At 66.7% G+C, this 4,633-nt stretch carries 3 protein-coding genes; 1 reads left to right on the top strand and 2 read right to left on the bottom strand.

Annotation, left to right across the window (positions count from 1 at the left end; genetic code table 11):
- Positions 1-75: 75 nt before the first annotated feature.
- Together ACWD5Q_RS35135 and ACWD5Q_RS35140 are read right to left on the bottom strand one after the other, a co-directional pair.
- Complete coding sequence (locus ACWD5Q_RS35135) at positions 76-303, bottom strand: hypothetical protein (protein ID WP_451431127.1); 228 nt, start codon at positions 301-303, stop codon at positions 76-78.
- Positions 304-455: 152 nt separating this feature from the next.
- A complete protein-coding gene (locus tag ACWD5Q_RS35140) occupies positions 456-635 on the bottom strand; it encodes a hypothetical protein (RefSeq protein WP_451431128.1) in 180 nt (59 codons plus the stop codon).
- Positions 636-814: 179 nt separating this feature from the next.
- Between ACWD5Q_RS35140 and ACWD5Q_RS35145 the strand changes: the two genes are divergently transcribed.
- A complete protein-coding gene (locus ACWD5Q_RS35145) occupies positions 815-4,603 on the top strand; it encodes a golvesin C-terminal-like domain-containing protein (RefSeq protein ID WP_451431129.1) in 3,789 nt (1,262 codons plus the stop codon).
- The last annotated feature ends 30 nt before the right edge of the window (positions 4,604-4,633 follow it).

The following is a 4,633-nucleotide window of genomic DNA, read 5'->3' on the forward strand; positions in this document are numbered from 1 at the left end:
GTGATCACAGAGCGTCGCAACTCCATGATCGCCCAGACCTGTGCCTGCCTTGCTGTCGCGACTGCCTCGTGCCGCCTATCTGCGCGGCCTCTTATTGATGAAGAGGACGCAGTCCTCGTCCCTTTCATCGGCGGAGAACTTCGGCATGTACCGGATCTTGTCCTCCCAGACGTGGGTGATCTCGCTGACGGAGCCGAACTTCGCAAACGGGGATGGCTGGACGGACACCAAGGTCGTGAAGCTCGGCTCCCGCTCGATGAAGTCCTCGACCTTCTCGGCCACCAGGTTCGGCACGAAGGTCACGACGCCGTCGGAGAGCTGCTTGCTCCGCCCACGCAACCGTCACCAGATGAACGGCGGTTGTCCCCGTTGGACCCAAAGGGGACAACCGGCTCTCCTCGGTCGGCGCGAGCACGAGACCGAGGCGCTCTCGGTCCTAGCGAGCCCCGAGGGCGTCAGCTGGGCGGCTCGTCGCTTTCGATGACACCGGGAGGCGTCCGGCGAATCTGCCGTCGGGCGCGGGTGCGCTGCCATCCAGCGGTGGTGGCCAGCAGCACCAGCCTGGCCACGACATTGCCGGCGACGTCGTGGAGGACGAAGTCGTAGAGCGCTTCTAGGACAGTGGTCTTGGTCATTCATCGCCGCACCCCCGCCTGCCGCGCCTGCTGCGCGCGCTCCTGAAGGGCTGCGGCCATGCGGTCGTCCGCGCCGGGCGAAGGGAGGTGGCCCGTGAGCTCCCGGTACTGCTTCCGGAAGAGGTCCCTGTTTTCTCGCAGGCGGCGACGGACCCGGTAGGGACCACCGGGCGACATCGGTGACGGACGCGGCCGGGCACTCCAAGCAGTCCGGCTACGACAAGGACGGCCTGCAGACCTCGACCACGGACGAGGACAACAACAAGACCCTGTACACGCTGGATGAGCGCGGCATGGTCACCCAGGTCCAGGTGCCGCACGACAACCCGTCCGGCTCGATCAGCTATGACACGACCAAGTACGAGTACGACCAGGTCGGCAACCAGACCAAGGTGTACTCGCCGCGCGCGGTGGCCGCGAACTCCACGACCGCCTTCACCACGCAGACCGTCTACGACGAGCTGAACCGGGTCAAGGCGCAGTTGTCCGCCTACGACCCGAACGACGCGACGTACAACAAGGCGGCCGAGACCGACTACTCCTACGACGCGGCCGGCCGCCTGTCCAAGGTGTCCGCCCCGCCGTCCGCCGGTCAGTCGGTGCGCAGCGACACCGCCTACACCTACTGGGACGACGGCCAGACCAAGACCTCGACGGACCCGTGGGACATCACCACCTCCTACGACCACGACGAGCTGGGTGACCAGACCTCCCGCACCATCACCTCCGCGGGCGGCTCGCAGTCGCGGACGATGAACTGGACGTACTACCCGGATGGGATGATCCACACCCGGACCGACAACGGTGTGCCGGTGGGGTTGCAGGTGGACCTGGCCGACAACTCCGACGTCCAGTCCACCTCGGCGACCGGTTCCTGGCCCACCGCCACCGGCGGCAGCGACCATCAGGGCTACGACTACGCCACGCACGCCGCCGGCACCGGTACGGATGCGTTCACCTGGAACCTGTCGATCCCCGAGGACGGCACCTACCAGGTGTACGTGAAGTACCCGCAGGTGTCCGGGGCGGCGACGAACGCCTCGTACACCGTCGGCTACCACGGCGGCACCGCCGTGAAGACCGTCGACCAGACCAAGAACACCGGCACGTGGGTGTCGCTGGGCTCCTACGCCTTCAACGCTGCCGACACCACGCAGAAGGTGACGCTGGCGCAGAACGCGGGCGGCACGGTGGCGGCGGACGCCGTCAAGGTGGTCCGTGACAACAGCGCCGATGTCGACAACGAGAAGACCGCCTTCACCTACTCCTACGACGCCAACGGCAACCTCGTCGACCTGGCTGATGCCACTCCCGGTGCCCGCTACGACGACTACGCCGCCACCTTCGACGGAGTGAACCTGCTGTCCAAGCTGGAGGTGAAGAAGGCCGGGACCACGCTGCACACCACGTCGTTCAACTACGACGCGGACGGTGACACGCTGTCGCGTACGCACGACGCGATGGTGGCGAGCTTCGAGTACGACACGCGCAACCTGCTGAGCAAGGTCACCAACAAGGAATCGGCGACCGACGCCAACCCGAAGGTGACCCAGTTCACCTATGCTCCCGGTGGCGAGGTGGCCACGGAGACCAAGGGCAACGGCAACGTCGTCACCTCCGACTACTTCCTCGACGGTGCTTTGAAGCACCAGGTGGAGAAGAAGTCCGACGGCACCACCACGGTGGCCGAGCACACCTACACCTACGACCCTGACGGCAACACCACCGAGGACGTCTCCAAGGTCCAGAACGCCGACGACCACGCGGCGTACAAGAACCAGACCCTGGACTACGCCTACACACCCCGTGACCAGGTCAAGAGCGTGACCAAGACGGGCGGGGGGCAGAACGAGTCGTACGTCTACGACGACAACGGCAACGTCACGTCCTCCACGGTCGGGGGTCAGACGTCCACGTCGGTCTACGACCGCAACCGGCTGGCGACCACCGTCGTGGCGGGGGTGTCCTCCGGTTACCACTACGACCCGTACGGGCGGCTGGACAACGTCACTACCGGCGGGAGTGTGGTCGAGCGTTACACGTACGACGGCTTCGACCACATCGCGTCCGAACAGAAGAAGAACGGCACCGGATACGACACCACCAACTTCGCCTACGACCCGTTCGACCGGACGGTGTCGCAGACGGTGAACGCGGGCGCGACGGGTGAGAAGACCACGGTCTTCGACTACCTGGCGATGTCCGACGCGGTGGTGTCGGAGACGGAGAACGGGAAGGTCACCAAGACCTACCAGTACTCGCCGTGGGGCGAGCGCCTGTCCCAGGTGAAGATCAAGTCGGACGGCAGTGAGGAGCCGACGTACTACACCTACGACGCACACTCCGACGTCCAGGCCGTGACGGACGCCGGCGGTGACACCAAGTCGACGTACGGCTACACCGCCTACGGCTCCGACGACACCAGCCAGGACACCGGTGCGGACAAGCCCGGCTCGACGACGAACTCGCCGAGCGACCCGTACAGCGCCTACCGGTTCAACGCCGACCGGGTGGACGGCTCCACAGGCACGTACAACATGGGCTTCCGCAGCTACGACCCGGGGCTGAACCGGTTCCTGTCGCGGGACATGTACAACGGTGCCCTGTCCGACATGGGTCTGGTGTCGGACCCGCTGACCGGCAACCGGTACGCGTTCGGTGGCGGCAACCCGATCAGCAACATCGAACTCGACGGCCACGGCTGGCTCTCCGACCTGGGGCATACGGCTCTGGACGTGGCCGGCATGGTCCCGGTCGTCGGCGCGGTCGCCGACGTCGCCAACGGCGCCTGGTACGCCGCCGACGGTGACTACCTGGACGCGGGCATCTCCTTCGCGGGGGCGATCCCGGTGATCGGGGACGCGGCCCTGGGCGCCCGGGAGGCGATCAAGGGCGCCAAGTACGCGGCGGAAGGCGCCGAGGCCCTGCAAGGGCTGAAGAACGCCGTCCACCTCGGGGAGGACGCCAAGGCCGCCACGCATGGCGCGGAGGACGCCGCGGATGCCGGCAAGGCGGCCGACCACGGCGCCGCGGACGCCAAGGCTGCCAAACAGGAAGCGGCAGCCGCGAAGGCGGCGGAAGCGCGGCAGGAGGCAGCCGCCGAACGGCAGGCGGAGGCGACCCAGGAATCCGCACAGGCCGCGGAGGCACAGGGCGACAAGATCGCCACGTCCTGCGAGGCGGGGATGAGCTTCGCCCCGGACACGCCGGTCCTGATGGGCAACGGCTCCACCAAGGCCATCGGCAAGCTCCAGGTCGGTGACAAGGTCGAGTCGGCCGACCCCAAGACCGGCAAGCTCAAGGGCTCCCGCACCGTCCAGCACGTGTGGATCAACCACGACCACGACCTGGTCGACGTCACGATCCGCACCAAGGACGGCCACACCGCCACCCTCCACACCACCTCCCGCCACCCGTTCTGGGACGACACCACCCACACCTGGGTCCCGGCCGGCAAACTCAAGGCGGGCCACACCCTCAACACCACCGACGGCCGGCACGCCTACGTCGTCGCCATCCACACCACACCCGGCGCCGCCCACCGCTGGAATCTCACCGTCCAGCAACTCCACACGTACTATGTGCTGGCGGGGGCCACGCCGGTCCTGGTTCACAATTCCGGTCCGAATTGTGGAGTGCCAGCTGGCGGCAAAAATGGAGACCGTCTCGGCGGCGAGGATTTCCACGGAAGTGACTACAGTCTCGACGAGATGGTTGAGTTCGTGAACGGGCACACGGGTGGGGGGAATCCGGCAATGGGGCGTCCGTCTGCCACGGAAGTTGAGACGACGCTTCGACAGGCCGGCCCGCGCCAGTTGGACGGGCAGAACTCGTCAAGGTTTGACCACAATGGCGTCCGCGTAATTATCAACTGGGATATGCCGTGGAAGTCCACGGCGTATTACCGGGTCTTCGAACTTGATGGGGGTGCGGCGGTGACGGGCAGGCTTGCCGGTCACGCTGCGTGAGGCAGTGGGGGTACGGGCGCCCCGGACGTA

Source organism: Streptomyces sp. NPDC002513 (genome assembly GCF_053595355.1).